Origin of the sequence: Bartonella sp. AA126HLJHH (genome assembly GCF_042197425.1) — a bacterium.
Taxonomy (GTDB): domain Bacteria; phylum Pseudomonadota; class Alphaproteobacteria; order Rhizobiales; family Rhizobiaceae; genus Bartonella.
Map to the genome: position 1 here is coordinate 1 of NZ_JBHIRU010000120.1, position 686 is coordinate 686.

The following is a 686-nucleotide window of genomic DNA, read 5'->3' on the forward strand; positions in this document are numbered from 1 at the left end:
TATGAGAACAGCATCAGTGCATTTATGGGGTGTTTTGTTGTCGAATCGGTTGTGAGTATTGGAGGCAGCGATGGAGAGATTTTGCGCCTTTGTGGCAAAAGTGCCTCGATGCGTAAAGAGCTCAAAGAACAGGTGAGTGAGCATTTTGATCACAAAACTGTTGGTGAGATTGTTGAGACACTTGCCAAACGCCATGGCTATCAAGCAAAGGTTAGTCCCCAGTTCACCACACAAACTTTGCCTTATGTGATTCGTACAGATCAATCGGCTGTTGATTTTTTAACCCGCCTTGCCGATCGCATGCGGGCACGTTTTTTGATCAAGGACAATAAGTTTTTGTTTTTAAGCGGGGACAATTTACCAGCACTCGACATCCATAAGCATGACTGTTCTAACTGGGAATTCACGTTAGAGCCACGCACGCAATATGGCACCATTGAAGCTTCTTATTTTGATCGCTCAAAAGGGCAGCAATGCCAAGTCAAACATCAGACAGGGTTTAGCGGTCCCGTGCGGCGTCTTCGCAGTTGTTATCCATGTCAAGAGGAAGCTTTATCTGCCGCTGCTTCCGAGTCGGATCGCTTATGTCGTGCTGTAGGCAGTGGTTCTTTGACCCTTGAGGGACGCCCTGAAATCATGGCGGATCAACCTCTCATCCTTCAAGGGTTTCGTGGGCAAATCAATGG

General features: G+C 47.2%; 1 protein-coding gene. It reads left to right on the forward strand.

The window, feature by feature from the left end; translation table 11 throughout:
* The coding region (locus ACFIQC_RS10065; protein WP_375707151.1) for a phage late control D family protein at positions 1–686 on the forward strand (686 nt) is incomplete at both ends.